At 32.6% G+C, this 19,307-nt stretch carries 18 protein-coding genes; 4 read left to right on the forward strand and 14 right to left on the reverse strand.

Going from position 1 to position 19,307, the window contains the following annotated elements; all coding sequences use genetic code 11:
* Positions 1-10: 10 nt before the first annotated feature.
* The 10 genes from msbA to J3U42_RS05735 all read right to left on the reverse strand — a co-directional run bounded on the left by msbA (position 11) and on the right by J3U42_RS05735 (position 13,335).
* On the reverse strand, positions 11-1,747 hold the full coding sequence (gene msbA / locus J3U42_RS05690) for a lipid A export permease/ATP-binding protein MsbA (RefSeq protein ID WP_267335913.1): 1,737 nt from the start codon (positions 1,745-1,747) through the stop codon (positions 11-13).
* Positions 1,748-1,998: 251 nt separating this feature from the next.
* Entirely contained in the window at positions 1,999-3,057 is a 1,059-nt protein-coding gene (locus tag J3U42_RS05695) for an acyltransferase family protein (RefSeq protein ID WP_267335914.1), read from the reverse strand.
* Between the two features lie 92 nt (positions 3,058-3,149).
* Positions 3,150-4,241, reverse strand: coding sequence for a glycosyltransferase (locus tag J3U42_RS05700; RefSeq protein WP_267328715.1), 1,092 nt, complete (start codon positions 4,239-4,241; stop codon positions 3,150-3,152).
* Positions 4,242-4,280: 39 nt separating this feature from the next.
* Positions 4,281-6,548: a glycosyltransferase family 8 protein gene (locus J3U42_RS05705; RefSeq protein WP_267335915.1), complete on the reverse strand. Its 2,268-nt coding sequence runs from the start codon at positions 6,546-6,548 to the stop codon at positions 4,281-4,283.
* Between the two features lie 29 nt (positions 6,549-6,577).
* Entirely contained in the window at positions 6,578-8,530 is a 1,953-nt protein-coding gene (locus tag J3U42_RS05710; RefSeq protein WP_267335916.1) for an HAD family hydrolase, read from the reverse strand.
* A gap of 446 nt (positions 8,531-8,976) precedes the next feature.
* Positions 8,977-10,005: a dTDP-glucose 4,6-dehydratase gene (gene rfbB / locus J3U42_RS05715; RefSeq protein ID WP_267335917.1), complete on the reverse strand. Its 1,029-nt coding sequence runs from the start codon at positions 10,003-10,005 to the stop codon at positions 8,977-8,979.
* Between the two features lie 2 nt (positions 10,006-10,007).
* Positions 10,008-11,249, reverse strand: coding sequence for a sigma 54-interacting transcriptional regulator (locus J3U42_RS05720; RefSeq protein WP_267335918.1), 1,242 nt, complete (start codon positions 11,247-11,249; stop codon positions 10,008-10,010).
* On the reverse strand, positions 11,230-12,273 hold the full coding sequence (gene nagZ / locus J3U42_RS05725; protein ID WP_267335919.1) for a beta-N-acetylhexosaminidase: 1,044 nt from the start codon (positions 12,271-12,273) through the stop codon (positions 11,230-11,232). The genes J3U42_RS05720 and nagZ overlap by 20 nt, the downstream gene beginning before the upstream one ends.
* Positions 12,273-12,983, reverse strand: a complete 711-nt coding sequence (locus J3U42_RS05730; protein WP_267335920.1) for a hypothetical protein — start codon at positions 12,981-12,983, stop codon at positions 12,273-12,275. The genes nagZ and J3U42_RS05730 overlap by 1 nt, the downstream gene beginning before the upstream one ends.
* Positions 12,984-12,987: 4 nt before the next feature.
* Complete coding sequence (locus J3U42_RS05735) at positions 12,988-13,335, reverse strand: HIT domain-containing protein (protein WP_220219214.1); 348 nt, start codon at positions 13,333-13,335, stop codon at positions 12,988-12,990.
* A 336-nt stretch (positions 13,336-13,671) separates the two neighbouring features.
* Between J3U42_RS05735 and rpsF the strand changes: the two genes are divergently transcribed.
* From rpsF to rplI, 4 genes are read left to right on the forward strand one after another with little or no spacing between them, the layout of a single operon-like run.
* A complete protein-coding gene (gene rpsF / locus J3U42_RS05740) occupies positions 13,672-14,055 on the forward strand; it encodes a 30S ribosomal protein S6 (protein ID WP_220219213.1) in 384 nt (127 codons plus the stop codon).
* On the forward strand, positions 14,042-14,347 hold the full coding sequence (gene priB / locus J3U42_RS05745; RefSeq protein ID WP_366518690.1) for a primosomal replication protein N: 306 nt from the start codon (positions 14,042-14,044) through the stop codon (positions 14,345-14,347). Before rpsF ends, priB begins: the two co-directional genes overlap by 14 nt.
* Positions 14,348-14,351: 4 nt before the next feature.
* Positions 14,352-14,579: a 30S ribosomal protein S18 gene (rpsR, locus tag J3U42_RS05750; RefSeq protein WP_025314965.1), complete on the forward strand. Its 228-nt coding sequence runs from the start codon at positions 14,352-14,354 to the stop codon at positions 14,577-14,579.
* Positions 14,580-14,601: 22 nt separating this feature from the next.
* The gene (rplI, locus tag J3U42_RS05755) at positions 14,602-15,051 is read left to right on the forward strand and encodes a 50S ribosomal protein L9 (protein WP_220219211.1); all 450 of its coding nucleotides are present in this window, start codon (positions 14,602-14,604) and stop codon (positions 15,049-15,051) included.
* Positions 15,052-15,165: 114 nt separating this feature from the next.
* On the opposite strand, the gene ggt is transcribed toward rplI, so the two are convergent.
* The 4 genes from ggt to J3U42_RS05775 all read right to left on the reverse strand — a co-directional run bounded on the left by ggt (position 15,166) and on the right by J3U42_RS05775 (position 19,306).
* The gene (gene ggt / locus J3U42_RS05760; protein WP_267335921.1) at positions 15,166-16,863 is read right to left on the reverse strand and encodes a gamma-glutamyltransferase; all 1,698 of its coding nucleotides are present in this window, start codon (positions 16,861-16,863) and stop codon (positions 15,166-15,168) included.
* A 234-nt stretch (positions 16,864-17,097) separates the two neighbouring features.
* Positions 17,098-18,447, reverse strand: a complete 1,350-nt coding sequence (gene celB / locus J3U42_RS05765; protein WP_267328706.1) for a PTS cellobiose transporter subunit IIC — start codon at positions 18,445-18,447, stop codon at positions 17,098-17,100.
* 14 nt (positions 18,448-18,461) lie between these two features.
* Positions 18,462-18,950, reverse strand: a complete 489-nt coding sequence (locus J3U42_RS05770; RefSeq protein WP_267335922.1) for a hypothetical protein — start codon at positions 18,948-18,950, stop codon at positions 18,462-18,464.
* 5 nt (positions 18,951-18,955) lie between these two features.
* Positions 18,956-19,306, reverse strand: coding sequence for a PTS cellobiose transporter subunit IIA (locus tag J3U42_RS05775; RefSeq protein ID WP_267328705.1), 351 nt, complete (start codon positions 19,304-19,306; stop codon positions 18,956-18,958).
* Position 19,307: the final 1 nt, after the last annotated feature.

The raw sequence follows: 19,307 nt of genomic DNA on the forward strand, positions 1-19,307 counted from the left end.
TTTTTTCAAATTATGAGTTAAATTGCATTTTATGCATTTGTGCATAAATTCCATCTAAATCGATCAATGATATATGATTGCCATCTTCAACAACTTTTCCATCATCAATCACTAGAATTCTATCTGCCTTTTCAATTGTTGATAAACGATGGGCGATTATAATTGACGTACGATTTTTTTGAAGGATTTCAATCGCATCTTGAACTAACTTCTCGGATTCATTATCTAAAGCTGAAGTTGCTTCATCAAGAATTAATATAGGATTATTTCGTAAAAGTACTCGAGCAATAGCTATTCTTTGTCTTTGCCCACCTGATAAAAGAATCCCATTATCACCAACTTCTGTATCAATACCTGATTCTAATTTATCGATAAACTCCATTGCATTGGCTAATTTAGCTGCTTGAATAATATCTTCACGACTATATTTATCTTTTTCACCATAGCTAATATTTTCTGCAATAGTCCCATTAAATAAATGTACCCGTTGGGAGACATAACCAATTTGATGACGCAGCGACTTTAACGTATATTCTTTAATATCAATTGAATCTAAAAGAATTTCACCTTGTGATACATCATAAAATCGTGGAATTAGGTTTGCGATAGTAGATTTACCTGCACCTGAACGCCCAACTAAAGCAATTGTTTGCCCAGCTTGTATATTTAGAGAAATATCATTTAGTGCAGGAGTATTTCGAGTCGGATATGTAAAAGTTACATGTTTAAATTCAATATTGCCTTTTATATTATTAGCTACAATAGTTCCCTTATCATCTTCTAATGGAGAATTCAAAAGCCCAAATAATGACTCGCATGCCATCGAACCTTTTTGTAACTCCACATGTAAACTGGTTAATTCTCGTAATGGGCGCATAACAGCCACCATAGCAGAGAAAACAACAGTAAAAGATCCCGGTGTAATATCTAAGCTTTGATTAGCAACTAAATATAATACAAAACCTAACCCTAATGTGGCAATCAATTGTATAAGAGGTGTCGATAATCTGGATATAACTTCAATTTTTAACATTCCTCTACGAAAACCGTCATTAAGTTTATAAAAATTATTTTTTTCGTATTTTTTTGCATTAAATATTAAAATTTCTTTGTGTCCTTTCAACATTTCATCACTTGCAATCGAGATTTGCCCCATACCTTGTTGCATAGATGCAATAGTTTTTCTGAATCGTTTAGCAATGAATTGAGCAATAAAAATAATTAAAGGCACAAGAATAATAAGTACTGATGCTAACTTCCAACTACCATAAAGCATAACGATACATAATCCAACTGCATAAGCTATCTCACGGATAAGTATTATTAATGCATCTGAAGAAGCCTTTGATAACATTTGTGTATTATATGTGATAACAGAAACAAGCCCGCCAACAGATTGTTGATCATGAAAACCAACCGGGCTTTTTACTAAATGATCAAATATCATCTGTCTAAAATTTGTTATTACTTTACCTGATAACCACGAAAGGCAATAAGTAGAAGCGTAATTAGAAATTCCTCTTAATCCGATCAAGCCAATAATACCAAAAGCAATAGTTATCAATAGTGCATAATTTTTTCCCATTAGCCCGTTGTCTAATAATGGTTTAGTTAATGATATTAAAGTAGCATCGGTTGCAGCATTTAGTAGCAACCCGAAAATAGCTACAAACAATGCTTTTCTATAAGGTTTAATGAATGGCCAAAGCTTTTTAAGAGTCGTGTAAGAGTTATATTTTTGAGACATTGCGAACACTATGACGTAATAACAATTGTACTTATTATACTATAAATGTAACTATTGAAGTTAGTTTTATTAAAAATTTCGTATTTATAATTAGATAAAGAATATTAAATAAAGTTTATATCTTCGCATTATTTATATTTAACAACAAAAAAAGCTATAGAGTGTAAATATAAATTTTTATATAGCATTATATTATAATTAACAAGTTAAAATTAGAAGTTAGAACTATTAATAAATGAGTTAGTGATTATCTAATGCCAAATTTTATTAAAGATTTTATTAATCGGTTTATCAAGATATTTAATATAAATAGCAGATATAAGGAAAGATACAAATAGAGCAATAAAAATTGTCATACCATAACCAATAATTTCGCGGGTGAACGGATATTTATCCCATAATAAACGCTCAAATATCGCATGAGACCAAAAACCGATATCAGAATGAATTAAATATAAAGGATAAGTCATTGCACCTAAAAACTTGATCATATTATAATATTTGCCTACGCCATTTAAGTTAGAAGCATACCAAACTAACGAGACTACACAAACAGCAGAAAGTAATAAAGCGACATGTGATACTTGATAGTGGAATAAATTAATAGCATCAGTATTATTAAAATATACCATTCGATTATAAATTAATATCGTGCTGAAAAGAATCAATATGATATCTGATGGCTCACATTTATTTTTTCTCATGTTAAAGATAACAATACCAGCAACAAAATGACCTGCATATTGTGTAAGCAGAAAATAATTAATTATAGTTGAATTTAAAACAAACTGATTAATAAAAGAAATGATAATCCAAATGAAGCATATTTGATTTTTGTATCTTTTCCATAAATCCAATTGCATCATAATAAAAACTAAAATATAAAAAGTAACTTCAATTTGTATCGTCCAATAAATACTACTGAAAAAAGCATGGCCAAAAGCTTGTGGAAAAAATGTAAGACTATAAAGCAGTGATACTATTCTTTCCAAAGGATCAATCATAGGAACAGAAATAGAAAAGACATAAATTATCAAACCAAAAATGACAAAAGTAGGGACAATTCTATTTATTCTGGATTTTATAAAACCAAATGAACTTTTTCCTTCTGATGATAATGAAATGACAAATCCACTAATTAGAAAAAAAATATCTACCCCAAAATCCCCGAAATATAAGGCATTAATAGCATAACTTTCAGGAATAAAACCGGATAATGGGCTAGCAAAGAAATAATGATAAAAAATAACCATCATGCAAGCTAGAAATCTAAGTCCATCTAGCGCTTCAATTCTTGTTTTTACTTTCATTTTAGATTTCTTTATATTTATCACGTTATTATTTGGAATTAAATTTTTCCTAATTATATAATTAGATAAAGTATGCGATTATAAAGCTAACATTAGTTATTTTTGATTTTGTTAGGCTTAGTTTTGACTTTTATTTTTATTCCTAAAAAACAAATTATGTAGCATTTATCTGTTTTCCAAACCCCAATCATTCTTTGCCAAAGATTTAGAAAAAGAGAATTGACATTTTCAATGCGGGAATAATTTTTTTTATACAATGAAATAATAAAAGGATTTGTAGGATAAAAATCAAGTAATTGAAATTTATTTACTAAATCCGTTGCTTTAGATAATACTTTTTTTCTGCCATTCTTTTTTGCATAATAAAGGCCATCCCAAAGATTTTTTTCAAATAAATCACATAATATTGGTTCAATTTTTGAAAATAAATTCCATTTGAAAATGAATTTTAAAAGATATTCAAAACATAATAATTTGTCTAATCCATTATTACATTTTCCTAATTTTTCAATTTTTCTTTTTGAGGTTAATCCCATAATTGAATTATCTCGTATCGTGTAGTTATATAGCTTTTCATTCATAAAATACACTTTATGAGAAACTAACATGTATGACCAAAAAAAAGGATTGTCTTCGTATAACAAACCATTAGGAAAGCTGATTTTATATTCTTTTATAAGCTCTTGCTTGTAAATTTTATTCCATGCACACACATCCATATTTTTTAAAATCTCGGGAGTTAAACTAATAATCCCATGATATTTATGGATATAATATTTTTCCTGATTCGCATCAGTACATTGAGATTCAAATACTAAATTAGTTGAAAAATAAACTGCATCTATATCATCTGAGTTGAAGTGTTGGAGAGCTAATTCATAAGTATTTATTTCGATATAATCGTCAGAATCAACAAATGTAATAAATTTTCCTGAAGCATTTGATATACCAACATTTCTAGCTACAGATAAACCTTCATTTTGTTTCGAAATGATTTTGATTCTATGATCTATTTCTTGATATTTTTCTAAAATAGATAAAGAATCATCGGTAGATCCGTCATTAATACATATTATTTCAATATCATTTATTGTTTGATTAATGACGCTATCTAAACATCTTTTTAAATAATTAGCTGTATTATATACAGGTATAATCACAGTAAGTATTGGAAACACATCCATAAATTTATCAAAATTTATCTGAGCTAATTAGATTAAACATTATTTTACCTCAATTTCCTGAAATAATCCTTTCAAACCTACAGGGTTAACAGAAACTATTTCAGTATCTGGATAAACATGATTAGCAAAGGTTTTGAAATTTTGCCAACCTTGTAAAATATTTGGCAAATCACCTTTTAAAGAAGGTGATATTGATTTTTTATTATCATCAAAGTAACCATCTTCACTACAATCACATCCAACTAAATAAATTTTCTTAGGATTGGTATATAAGGCAAATGCTAGAGCAGCAAAAACCACTGAGCCGAAATCCGGTAACAAGCAAGAAGAAATATCCCTCACAAATGGTGTATGCATTCCACCCGTATAATAACGCTTTGCTCCATATTTAATTAAATAGCTTTCAGGTATTGCACAAGTTTCCATTGTTAATACATCGCCATAAAATTTCTGACATTTACCTTGGTCATACTGATTTATGTTTGCAATTTCATCTTTTAATCCGGAAATATCCTGGATAAATAAAAAATCAAAATCTACTTTATCAAATTTGTACGCTCTATTTACTCCAATGTGGATCACATTAGGGATAGGTACATAATGATTCAAAGATGGACCTGTAGCAAGTATTGCAATTTCTTTACCATTAAACATATTTTTATATGGTAAGAAAGTTTTTTGATGAGTGATAAACACAGAATTATTAATACTTATTTTTTTATCTAAACCCTGCATTCGAACAGTTAGACTTTGTTTTGTATCTAAATTATCAGCTACAAGTTTATTAACTTCAGTTTCAAGGTTTTTATTCAATGAAGCAAAATTTTCTAAACTATTTTTTGATATCAAATCGAACTCATTTTTAATGTCAATAAATTTTTCATTTATATCATTGATTTCATTTTTAATATTTTCAAATTTAGAATTTAATAATTGGTTATATTCGTCATTCATTGTATTTGTTGGATTATCAGAATTATTAATCGCTAAATGAATATCATCTCGCAATCCTTGTAATTGACAATCAACATGATGCATCAATTTATCATATAACCAATCAGCTCTATTTTTTGAGTCTTGAAAATGCCAATTCATGACGTTTTTCACATCTTCAATTTTGAATTCAAACATTTTCTGCAAATTGATTTTTTTAAATTTCAGTCCTAAAATTCGGTAGCATTTGAAATAAGAATTTACTTGTTTCTTAGAATACAAGCGTATACCTAAAAAGTAATATTTTTTCTCATTATATTTAATCTTTTTCTTAAACAGCGGAATAAAATTAAATAATTTAAAAGTTGAACATGAGTTATTTGGATTATTAAGGTTTTTATGCTCATCAGAATTATTTGTATTTGGCGTTGTATTTATTAATTCCTCATGATAGATTTCTTCCGGTTCAGGCTCTGGCAAATCTGACCATGGAGATAAATGACAATATCGCCACCATATTGAATAAAAAAATCTAACTTTTCGATTTATCCAAGGCTTGTTAGCTCCACCATAGTGATAGATCCTAGGATGATTGAAGGCTTCTTGGATATCTTTCTTATCGTAAAAAGCATCATAGTATAAATCAATGTCGTGATGCATATCACAAAACACATTATATGAAGGAGGAAAATGTTCTAATAAGTGTGGATGAGTCTGACCAACAATATAATTAAGTGTATCTTGATCTGCGTACGGAGGATTTGGGTGATTATCTAAAAATTCAAAAGCTTTTTTGAATAATTCTAATTCTTTTGCTTTTTTAACATTTAATAAAAAGAAACCAGCATTGAAATAAGGATATTTTAATGGATTATTCTGAAAATTTTTTAGATCTTTCCATTCCATAAAATGTTTTAAAATACTATCTCTATATTGCATAGCAAGTATTTCAACAACAGCACCCATAACGTTTTCTTCATCAAACTTATCATATAAATAAGAAAGATCAGAATCAATAATCATATCACCATCAATATAAAAACATTTATCAACATCATCTGGTAATATATCTAGCATTAACAATCTATAATAAACAACAAGATTTACATATTGCAAAACAAATTTACTAGTATCGATACAGTCAAAAAGATGAATATAATCTTCCATCTCGACAAAAATGATTTCGCACGGCCTCACTTTTTTTACATCTTCAAGCCGCTTCTTATCATCTTTAGTAAAACCTTGAACAAATACAAAAAAACGTGCTCGTCTATTCTCGGCTAGGTTAAGCAGAATAGAAGTCATACAAACACCTAATGGAGCTACATAGTTATTATCACCAGTTAAAACAAAATTTATATAACTACTTTTCATCGTTAATGTTTTCCTAAAAATTGATATTTTTATCGATAATATTTCTTAGTAATTGTTAAAATAGGTAGGTTGAAAGCATAATATTTCATTTTGTTCTTCTTTTCTTTCCTTTTATAAACCGGAATATATTTGAACAAATGATAATTGATACGCTTATTTTCCTTATTAATTGTTAAGATTGGCAGATTAAAGAAAAAATATGATGATACATTCTTCTTAGATAATTTTTTTAAAACGACTAAATTACCTATTTTGAATTTATTTTTGATCTGAATTTTATTCTCATATTCAAAATTATACCATTCTTTACAGATTGGAACATATTTTTCATGATTAAAATCAAAAGCATGATTGACATTAGCAAGCATCTTTTTATCTTTTGGAGTGGAAACAGAGCAAAAAATATTTACCCAATCGAAAATATTTTTCCACGTAATGAATGGATTACAATTTGGAAATGAAGACAATAAATCCTTCGCAAATTCTACTATACCTTCAGACAGAACAGGATAAATTTCACTACGAATTTTGTCATTATTATCTGGCTTTTTATAGATTGGGTTTCCATTTCTAAAATCTTTGATTGGCGGTTCAGGTGATGTCATAAAAAATTCCATGACATCCCAATCTTTTATCCACGAAAATTTATCTTCTCGATAAGCTCTTAATATATAATCATCTAGATTAATATTTGTATTTTCATTAGCTTGTAACAAAAAGTAGTATCCATAAAGTTGCTTCCCTATTATTTTTTCAATCAATCTTTGCGATGATAAATTAATTGAACAGGTATCGATAATAGCGAGATTTTCTTTTAAAGATAAATTTTCTATATAATCTTTATAAGATTTAGTTTCCTCTTCAGCAAGTTTCTTGTATATATCAATATGTTGCTCAATAAAAGCGACACCTTCTTCAGTTGAAGTGATATTAGGTGTTTTTTCTTTCAAAATATCATTTCGTTCTTTATAGTGAGATAATATATTTTTGACTGCTGAAAATTTTTCATTGGGATCAATATACTTATTTTGATTAAAATCTAGATAAAACAGAGTACTCAATACCCTCGGTGCATAAATATAACTCGATTTAACTTCATCATCATTCATTAGATCAAACACTTTTTTTAATGAATATCCATCTCTAGCAACGAAAAGTGCATTATTTATATTATCTTTTTCGAATGACTTTTTTAACCAATAAACATATGAAAATACGGTCGGTCCGGCGTAATTATAACCAAAGTTTTTCCAATAATTTTTATCAAATTTTAGATGATTATAAGCAAGTAATCCAAGCAATATTGAAGCACCAACATCATTAGGATTTTGATCATAGTACATTTTAGTACGTATATTGCTTTCAAATAACTGATCTATTGCTTTTTTGTAATGATAAGCATCAATTCCTTTCTCTATCGCTCTTTCATAATCTGAATAATAATTGTCCCCAATATGTAATAGTGTATTAGGAGCAGTTATATTTAAATCATTTAAAATAAGTGTATAAAGTGTGCCATTGTGTTTTGTAACTAAAGTTTCAGAAGATAAATAAAAACGATCATATTTGTTATAACCATTTTTATGTAAAACATTTATTAATATATCTTTTGGCAAGTACATGTCTGAAGTGATAATTATTTTCTTTTTTTTCTTCAAGGCATATTTGTAAACTTGATAAATATCTTTATTGACTTTTAAAGCCGCTATTTCATGCTCTATTTCTTTACATTTAAAGGTTCGGAAATAATCTGGTAATTGTTGATATATCTCATCTAATGTTATTTCTTCTGCTGAAGTGTGGGCTCTAGCATTAGTTTCAGCCGCTATTCGAGCTTTAAAAAAACCAGGAATATTATAAAGCTTTTCCATATGCAAAAATAAATCTGTAGGTTTTGCATATATTCTTAATAATAGAGTGTCAAAAATATCAAACGAAATTATTTCATGAGTGTCAATTAATTTTTTTACTTTATCTAGCATAAGTATTTAAAACCTTTTAAATGTATAAAAATGATATGCATACATATTCTGTTTATGACAATAAGCAATATATATTTGTATATTTAATGTAAATAATTTATATGATTTTGGTAAGTATATCTTTTTAAAATTACTCTGTCATCTTATGAAAATACATTACTTAAAAACAATAATACATAAAGTAATGCTTAAACTAATTTCTATAAATTATAATTAACAGAATAATGTTTCTAAAAAACGGCAATTTATTTAAAAAGGCATGAAGTAAGAATTTGAGCTGAAACTATTTTCATCATACTCTTACAAATTCACTTAAAAACGATAAATTTTTTCAAACCTATCTCACATTATTATTAAGAAAATAGAGCTTCACTTTTAACAGTGTCGTGAATAAATTTTAACATTATACACACATATTGAAATTGAAACATTAGGTAATCTAAAATTCATCCTATTATTTGTTTGCTATTTAAATATGCTATAACCGTCTTCCTCAACCCACTTTCGAAGTCCTCTTGAGGTTGCCAACCTAATTCTTTCGTTATTTTAGATGAATCGATAGCATAACGATAATCATGGCCAGGTCTGTCAGATACAAATTGAATTAAATCCCGATATTTTATTATTGAATTTTTATATTGGGGAGCGAGTTCATCAAGTATTTTACAAAGTTTTTCAGCTAATGCTATATTGGTTGATTCGTTATTAGCACCAATATTGTATGTTTCGCCTATTTTACCATTGATTAAAACGGAATATAAAGCTTTAGCATTATCTTCCACATAAATCCAATCACGCATTTGCAAGCCTTCACCATAGATAAGTATCGGTCTACCGGCAAGTGCATTTGAAATGACTGATGGAATTAACTTTTCAGGATGTTGGAATGGGCCGTAATTATTTGTACTGTGCGTGATAATTGTTGGCAGACCATAGGTTTTATACCAAGATCTGACTAGATGATCGCTTGATGCCTTTGATGCTGAATACGGGCTATTTGGTGCATAAGGGGTTGATTCATTAAATTTACTCTCGTTTTGTTGCAGTTCGCCATATACTTCATCGGTTGAAACATGAATAAAACGAAAATTCTTTTTCAAGTCTTTAGCTAAGTTTTTCCAATAATGGTAAGACGATTCTAGCAGTGTGAAGGTTCCAATAACATTGGTTTCAATAAATTTAGCCGGATGATTAATTGAGCGATCTACATGACTTTCAGCCGCCAAATGTATGATTGCATTTGGTTGATACTGCTCAAAAATATGGTCGAGTGCGTGTCGATGACAAATATCCACTTTTTCAAAAAAATATCTGTTGTTGGTGGATACTGATTGCAATGCTTGCAAATTGGCCGCATAAGTCAGTTTATCAAGATTAATAACTTGATGCGCTGTCTGTTCGATGATATATCGAATAACCGCTGAACCAATGAATCCTGCACCACCTGTTATCAAAATTTTTTTGCTGTCAGACAAAATTATCGCCCTATTCCATAATCTCTTAACTTATTGGCAATCGCTGTATGTGATACCCCTAACCTTTTGGCCAGTTTTCTTGAGCTAGGGTACTTATCATACAGCCTTAATAAAATCTCTTTTTCAAACTGCTTAGTCATTTCATCAAGTGTTTTATTTTCAATATTATTGATCCAAGATAATTGTGAAGTGGTTGGAATTGGTAACACTATATCTTTTGTTGTTAAAACAGATGAAGTAAGTTGAGCTAACGCTGAATAAAGAACATTTTTAAGCTGACGTACATTGCCCGGCCAAGAGTAACGAGTTAAAAACTCTATCACATTGTCATCGATCGTTGGTGGGGTGATCCCTTGTTTGTTGGCAAATTCATCGACAAAGATTTTCGTTAAAGGTGCGATATCATCTTTGCGTTCTTGTAATGAAGGTAGATTCAGCGATAAGACATTAAGCCGATAATAAAGATCTTTTCTAAATTTGCCCTGTTCAACTAAACCGGCCAAATCCACTTTAGTGGCACAAATAATTCTTACATCGACATAAACTTCGTTATCATTCCCAACTCGGCGAAAATAACCGTCATTGATGAATCGTAATAATTTTGTTTGCATTTGAAATGACATTTCATCAATGCCATCAAGTAATACCGATCCACCATTCGCCTGCTCAAAAAAGCCTTTTTTACTTTCAGTTACCCCCGGATAAGCACCGGCTGCGTGTCCATATAATTCACTTTCAACGACATCATCGGGCATGGCTGCACAATTTAGCGCTAAGAAGGTTTGATCTCCTCGTGGACTATATTGATGACAAGCATGAGCAAGTAAATCTTTGCCCGTCCCTGTTTCGCCCGATATTAAAAGTGGTTCACGTTGCATTGAAAAAGCTTTAGCTTGTGCAATGAGTTTTTTCATTACCAAACTTTCTGTTGCGAAAATATCAAATGCATGCCGCCCAACAACTTGTATTTTAGATAACCTTTTTTTCAAATATTCAATAGATTGTAAAATAAAGATCGTTTTAGATTGTTCATCGACTTTTTGTAACAGAAAGTATTGAGAATTTAAAACAATTATCGTGTCATCTTGGATATCTAAATTTGACGATTCATCTAAATTGAATACTTTTTTATAATTAAATGGTTGATTCAATACTAACGTATTGTGCGTAAATAAAGCTTTTGCTGCACTATTATAGGCAACTAAAAGTTGGTTATTATTAATTTCAATGATTGCCGCTTGCATGATCTGCCCACTTTTCGTTTAGTTTCATTAAATTATTGTGACGAAGTTGCCAATCACGATTATGGATTAATTCACCGTAAGTTACTTTGGTATCGGTCAGTAAGCGTTTAGCTTTTTCTGACTGCAAATTGTGCTTTTTATTTAATTCAGCTAGCTGATGTAATATAGCTAAAGTACCTTGCCGGTTATTACAAGCTAACAGCAGATCACAGCCGGCCTCTAATGCTGCCTTTGCTCGCTCAGCATGATTCCCCATAATAGAGGCGCCTTCCATTGATAAATCATCGGAAAAGATAATCCCTTTAAACTGCAGTTGCTGTCGTAATACCGTTTTAAGCCAGTAAGATGACCCACTTGCAGGTTTATTATCAAAGGCGCTGTAGATAACATGAGCTGGCATAATAGCGTCGAGTTTGTCATCGGCAATAAGTTTGGCAAAAATTTGCATATCTTGCTCAATAAGCGATTTATCACGATTATCTATTGGTGTTTCTTTATGTGAGTCAGCAATTACATGCCCATGTCCGGGAAAATGCTTACCGGTTGTTTTCATGCCCGCTGCATGCATACCATCAATCATGGCAGAAGCAACTTGATAGGCAATATCAGCATCTTGATGAAATGAGCGAGTCCCAATGGCTAAACACTCGTGCCCGAGATCTAGCACAGGCGCAAAGCTAAGATCGATATCAAAAGCGATTAGCTCCATTGCAAGCACCCAACCCGCATCAAATGCCAGTGATTTGGCTTGTGGTAAATCATTTAAAGCGGCAAAAGATTGTGCCGGAGGAATCAGCGTAAATCCCTGTTTAAAACGCTGAACACGACCACCTTCATGATCGACAGAAATTAAAAGGCGTTGCGAAGAATTATCACGAATCTGTTTTATCAATTCTTTTAACTGATTAGGTTCTTGATAATTGCGACTAAATAAAATCACTCCAGCAAGCAACGGATTTTGCAAAAGTTCTTTTTCCTCTTGGGTTAACGATGTGCCTTCAACATCTATCAACAGCGGTCCCATTATTGATTTACCCCTGTAGTTGTATTGGTTGTAGTTGCGTCGGTTGTAGTTGCGTCGGTTGTAGTTGCATCGGACGTAGTTGGGGCAGAAATTGTTGTATCCGTTTCAGGTTGAGTTTTTGGCTGAGAAGGAAAATCTTTTGATGTGGCACGAGTTAAAATCTCGCCACTTTGGGTTGAAAGAAGTTCCATAGCAACATTGGCATTATCGGTATCAGTCGGTAATTTATAAATGGTGGTAAATAGGACATAACCAGCACTTAATGATTTAGCCAAACCAATCATTTTACTACGTGAAACAAGTTTATCATCGGCTGAAATGCCCAATGTTTGTTTAGCTTGATTAACAGCCTTTTTATCTACAACGGTATAAGTATTTTGTTTGCTCATCAATTGATATAAAGCATTATCGATTTGATTAGTAGCAAGATAATCACCACTACGATTTTGGATATCACTAATTAAGATCAAGTTATTAGCGCCTCCGGCTTCTGATGAGTGTAATATCTTATCCACAAACGGAGATAAAATCTGATTCCAGTTTGTCTCTTTAATAATCTTCGGTGGTGTATCAACCACACCAGTACCATCTGGCGTTCCATTAATAATTGGCGGGCTAACTCTGACGTTATCTTTTTGCCCCAAAAGGTGGCAACCTGCTAATAAAAGAATTATTGGACCAATAATGAAAACCTGTTTGATTTTATTCATATTATTAACCTATTAATCGACCTAAATTTTTTCCGCCTAACAAATGCATATGAATATGGAAAACTTCTTGCCCCGCATCTTTATTACAATTCATGATTAAACGATAGCCCGTTTCGTCAATGCCTTCTTGTTTGGCAATTTTAGCAGCGACAAGCATCATATGCCCTAGGGTTGCTTCATCTTCTTCTTTTATATGGTTAATGGTTGGAATAAGTTTATTAGGAATAATTAATATATGTGTGGGAGCTTGAGGAGAGATATCACGAAATGCCGTTACTTTATCATCTTGAAAAACGATATCAGCAGGGATTTCTCGTCGAATGATCTTACTAAATATAGTTTCCTGTGTCATTAAAGTTCTCCTTTCTTTTTTATAAGGCTAATATTTACAAACTGACAATTATTATTGAGCAAGCATACCATATTTTAACAACAATAATGTATAGATATCGTTACATTTTACATTTAGCGAATGATTTTTTGACAAGAAGTTTCAGAAAATGTATACGTTTCAGTATAAAAATCGATTATTTACGTTATCTAATTAAACTTTTCATATTCATTTGTCAATCAGAATAAGTTGATATATAATGCCCCGTCGATTTCAACCGCCTAATTTTCATGTTCCTTGCTTTCAATGGGTTGCGGTTGCCCCGACAGAAAGCTGATTAATCCGTAGGGAGCGATAATGCGTCATTACGAAATTGTATTTATGGTTCACCCAGATCAAAGTGAACAAGTACCGGGTATGATTGAACGTTATACTGGTACATTAACCACTGATGGTGGAAAAATCCATCGTTTAGAAGATTGGGGTCGTCGTCAATTAGCCTATCCTATCGAAAAACTGCACAAAGCACACTATGTGTTAATGAATGTTGAAGCAACTCAAGAAGCTGTTAATGAACTTGAAGATAACTTCCGTTTTAATGATGCAGTCATTCGCAGTTTAATTATGCGTACTAAACATGCTGTAACTGAAACTTCACCAATGTTAAAAGCTAAAGATGAGCGTCGTAACGCTGAAGATGATTTTAGTGAAGTAAACATGGACGATGATTCGGAAGAATAATCGTTTGGTGTTATCGGGCGTTGTTACCAAAACCCCGATAAGAAAAATGAGTCCAAGTGGGATTTCACATTGCCAATTTTATTTAGAACACGTTTCTGAGCAAATTGAAGCAGAACTCACAAGGCAAGCATGGTGCATAATGCCCGTCATTGCCAGTGGACAACAAGAGTTAAGTTACATAAAAAAAGGCAGCAAAGTTTTAGTTAGTGGTTTTATAAGCACTCATACTAAACGTAATAAAACAAGCCAACTTGTTTTACATGCTGACCAAATTAAACTATTAGGAGAATAGCCAAATGGCACGTTATTTCCGTCGTCGCAAATTCTGCCGTTTTACAGCAGAAGGCGTTAAAGAAATTGATTATAAAGATGTTTCTTTATTAAAAAGCTATATCACAGAAAGTGGTAAAATTGTACCAAGCCGTATCACTGGTACTAGCGCAAAATATCAACGTCAATTAGCTCGCGCTATCAAACGCGCTCGTTACTTGGCATTATTACCATACACTGACAACCATCAGTAATTAGCAACAGAGGGAACATATAATGCAAATTATTCTACTCGATAAAGTTGCTAATTTAGGCAGCTTAGGTGATCAAGTTAATGTTAAAGCGGGTTACGCACGTAACTTCTTAATTCCACAAGGTAAAGCAGTACCGGCAACTAAAAAGAATATCGAATTCTTTGAAGCTCGTCGTGCTGAATTAGAAGCAAAACTTGCTGAAACATTAAAAGCAGCTGAACAACGTGTAGCTGAAATCAATGCTCTAGCTAAAGTGACTATTGCTTCTAAAGCAGGTGACGAAGGCAGATTATTTGGTTCAATTGGTACTCGTGATATCGCTGATGCAGTTAAAGCTCGTGGCGTTCAAGTATCAAAAAGCGAAGTTCGCCTACCAAATGGTGTATTGCGTACCACTGGTGAGCACGAAGTGTTCTTCCAAGTACACAGCGAAGCTTTTGCTAAACTTATTGTTGATATTATCCCAGAATAATTATCAATTAATAATTTTAAAAACCCGTCAATATGGCGGGTTTTTTTATACTTATCATTTAACCTTTTCAATCAGATAGGATTTAGCGTGTAAAATGCGATATAAGTTAATTATCTATTTTACTATCATTGCTTTACCTCTACCCCGTACATCTGACACAGCTTGAGGTTTATTATCAGTAATTTTTATTACTTGAATATCACCATTAAAATCTTGTTGTTCAAATTGATATCCCATTTGTTCAAGTTTACTCTTTATTGGCTGAGGAACTTTACTTTGAAAAGGTTCGATAAAAATGACATTGCTTGGCAGCAATTGATGATGATAACGTGGTGCATCTACAGCCTCTTTTAATGGCATGTGATTATCAAAAACATTAGTAACCACTTGAAATATTGAAGTAAATATTCTTGAACCACCGGGCGTACCAATGACCATTACAACCTGATTATTTTGAGTAAAAATGCTTGGTGACATCGATGATAATGGACGCTTATTCGGCTCGATTGCATTCGCATCCTTTCCAACAACACCAAACTGATTCGCAACGCCTTGCTTACTACTAAAATCATCCATTTCGTTATTCATTACAATCCCTGTACCTTCTATGACCACAGCCGATCCAAACCAGCCATTTAGCGTATAAGTGTTTGAAACAGCATTTCCCCATTTATCAACAATTGAAAAATGAGTAGTTTGTAGCTTTTCATTCTCATTATCTAACCCTGGTCTAACTTGGTCTGTTGCTGTAATCGCTTTGGCATTAATTTGTTTCGCTCGTTGCGAGAGATAATTGGCATCCATTAAGCGTTCAACCGGCACTGTCACAAAGTCAGGATCGCCCATATATTCTGCCCGATCAGCAAATACACGTTTTTCAATCTCAGCAAGTAGATGTATATATGGAGCAGAATTAACCGTTATACCTTTAAATTCATTTGCTAAATCTTGCTTCATTAACAGCAATTGAATTAAACCCACGCCTCCAGAGCTCGGCGGTGGTGCGGTAATGATTTGCATATTTTGCCAATTTGCAATTAACGGAGTTCGCCATTTAGCTTGATAATTGGCTAAATCATCTTCGGTAATTAAGCCGGCATTTTTTGTCATCTGTTTGGCAATTAATTGAGCTGTTTCACCTTTATAAAAACCGTCGCTTCCTTTATCTGCAATACGAGCTAATACTTTCGCTAGTTCAGGCTGCTTAAAAGTTTCACCAGTTCGCATCGTTCCAAAGTACTGTTTGAAATAACCATTAGCAGGCGCCAAAGCTTCGGCTTCTTGATAGCGCTTGACCAATTGTTTGTCTACCGTGAAACCCTCTTGAGCAAAACGTATCGCCGGTGCCATAACCGCTTTCCAATCCAATTTACCAAAACGTTGGTGTACAGCCCACATCCCGGCAACAGTGCCGGGAACACCGGAAGCTTGATGAGAATATAAGCTTAAATTAGGGATCACATTTTTATCTGCATCAAGATACATATCCTTAGTCGCTTTGCCAGGTGCTACTTCCCGGTAATCAATAAAATAAGGTTTGCCGTCCATCCACAGTGTCATAAATCCTCCACCACCAATATTACCAGCTTCAGGATAGGTGACGGCGAGTGCAAATGCAGTCGCAACAGCTGCATCCACCGCATTTCCACCTTTAGCTAACATCTCTTGAGCCGCTATAGCGCCGTAATAATCGGGAGAGGCAACTGCGCCAGCTTCAAATAACGGTGGTTTTTGTAAAGTCGCACTAACATGCTGGCTTATGATTAAAAACAATAAAAACCAACAATGTTTTAATGATTTAAGATAAAACATGTTACACCTCCTTAAATTGCTCGTCGCCTTCACGATATGAAAATTAATTAAATACTTGAGCAAAAAAATTATGTAAAGCGTGAAGGAAATATCAATATAGCATAGAAATGCGGGGGTGGATAAATAATAAACAATCAGATGAAAATTGCTATATTTGATGCAAATTCAATGATTATAAAAAAGAGTGTAAATCTTTTAAATCAAAGATCTACACTCCTATTGTAAATGATATTGTTAAGCGGTTTGTTCTTCTACTATCGGTTTACCCTGTTCATCTTTATAAAGTTTGTTGTCATATAACTTAACAAAAGGTAAATAAATTAATAGCGCTAAAATAGCCGAAAGAATTGCAACAAAAGCCGCTTTAATATCCCCACCAGTTCCGATGAAGGCACCAAGTCCCATTGGTGATGGCCAAGGAACTAATGCGATAATTGGGTTAATCAGCCCCGAATTAATGGCAAAATAACCTAAAGTACCACATGCCATAGGCGCTAAAAAGAAAGGGATTGCTAAATAAGGATTATAAACAATTGGCATACCAAAAATGATAGGCTCATTGATGTTAAAGATTGCCGGTACAGCTGAAGCACGGCCGAGTATTTTTAGTTGACTGGATTTGGCAAAAAAGGCAATAAAGAACGTCATTAATAATGTTGATCCCGATCCCCCTAAAATAACCAGTGAATTATTAAACTCACCGGCAAACGGAATATGTGCCCCTAATACGTTTTCATCCATATTGGTTAACATAATTGGGGTAATAAACGCACCAATAATACTTGCACCATGGATCCCAACAACCCATAAAGCGTGAATCAAAAACAGTATTACCATTACACCCAACCAGCTTTTGGTTAAATTAGTAACAAAAGTAAATGGAACACCAACAATATTAAAAATATCCGTACCTAAAAAGATTAAAATACCATTGAGAATGATTACCGTAAAAGCGATAACAAAAGTTGGTATTAGTGCGGTAAACGATCGCGAAACGCCTAGTGGCACAGTTTCAGGCATTTTAACCACCCAATTGCGTCGAACACATAAAAAGTAGAGATGAGTCGCTAAAATCGCCATGACAATCGCAATAAATATGCCAGAAGTGCCTAAACGAAAAACAAAAGGTTGTAAGCGAAGACCATTGTAAACTAAATTAGGTTCATCTGTGAGTAGCGAAATAATGCCATTTTGCATGACTAATTCGGGTATTGTCATAAAAAAAGCAAAAACAGATAGCATAGCGCCATTAAGCGCATTGACTTTTAGCCCAGTCTCTTCAGCTTCAATTTTGGTCAGTTCATAACCGACAACAAAATTAAAATACAGCGCCAAAATACCAATTGTCGCAGTATTCGCAATCATGTACAGGTCACTAACTCTAAAAAAGGTATTTTCAAAAAAGCCTTCTAACCCGGTAAATGTTAATGGTAATGTATTGAATACGAGAAACATTGATCCGACGATTGAAAAAGGAACTGAAGCCATACCTGCCGCCATGACAGCTCTTACAATTTTAAATTGCGAAATTTTTGCCATTGGCGCCATTAAAAATTTCTGCAATATTACAAATCCTGTATTCATTTTGTTATCCTCATTTAATTAATAACCTGTTGGTAAGCCTGAATTTTCTGATAAAGTCGATCCTCATTACGCTGAATTTTTTTAATCTTTCTGATAATCAAAAAGCTAATTAATAAGAAAGCCGATAGAACTAACATAATTGTGTTTAAAACCTGCTGAGTATTTTTGAAAAATGGAAAAAAGAAATGAAATAATGAGGTATTAACCACAATCATCAAAAAAACACTGGCAATAAAAACCGCAGAGAAAAAGACGTTTGCATAGGGAAGACGATTATCATGATTACGGTACAGCTTAACTTGTTCAAAAGCTGTTAAAGCACCCAGCAAAAACAACGCCACCGGCAAAATACCTGCAATTGAGAATGAACCAAGTAGAAAAACAGACCAATACAGATTAAGAAATAAGAAAAAGGCAGTACTATAACGAATAGCTAAAAACCGATTATAGTAAAGGTTGGTTAAACTAACTTTTTGTTGCATTTTCAATTGTTTCGACGTCATTGCGTTCACCTCGCTAGTTTTTCAGCAAGCTCGTGGTTTTGCTGGTATAGATTAGCCATCTCAATAGCGATTTCTCGCATTGTCATTGTTGTCATTAAATGATCTTGAGCATGAACCATAATAATTTCCATATTGATCTGCATGCCATTGGCATAATTTTGCAGCAATCCTGTCTGCGATTTATGTGCCTCCAAAATTTCCTCATTAGCTTGCTCAAGTAATTGGTTTGCGGTTGTGAAATCAGCTTTTCTCATCGCCTTAAACGCTTCATGGATCTTTGTTTTGGCATTACCACTGTGCAAAATAATATTAAATGCGATAAGTTGAATTTCCTCGGTGCTCATTTCCTCGTTCATA

This window comes from Gilliamella sp. B2923 (genome assembly GCF_026536565.1).
In the GTDB taxonomy this organism is placed as follows: domain Bacteria; phylum Pseudomonadota; class Gammaproteobacteria; order Enterobacterales; family Orbaceae; genus Gilliamella.